Source organism: Azospirillum sp. B4 (assembly GCF_000333275.1).
Lineage (GTDB): Bacteria > Pseudomonadota > Alphaproteobacteria > Azospirillales > Azospirillaceae > Nitrospirillum.
On the sequence record NZ_BACU01000400.1, the window covers coordinates 1 to 239 of the forward strand.

General features: G+C 72.0%; 1 protein-coding gene. It reads right to left on the reverse strand.

Annotated elements, in window-relative coordinates; translation table 11 throughout:
* On the reverse strand, window positions 1-211 hold a 211-nt coding region (locus I55_RS17895; RefSeq protein WP_044561942.1), incomplete at its 3' end, for an FAD/NAD(P)-binding protein.
* Between the last annotated feature and the right edge of the window lie 28 nt (window positions 212-239).

Consider the following 239-nt stretch of genomic DNA (forward strand, 5'->3'; position numbering starts at 1 on the left):
CGGCATCCAGGCGATATTCGCGCCCCACGTCCAGGCGCACCACCATGTGGTCACCCTGCTGCCGCAGGGCCACGGCCGTGTCAGGCACCAGGATGAGACGGCCGGCGGAGCGCGACTGCTTGGCCGCATCCGACACCAGCTTTTGCAGGTAGTGGCCGTAGGTCTGGCGGGCGACGAAACTGGCCGGCCCCGCGCCCGCGGCACCGGGCATGGCGTCGCCCTGGGCGCGCAGCCAAGAC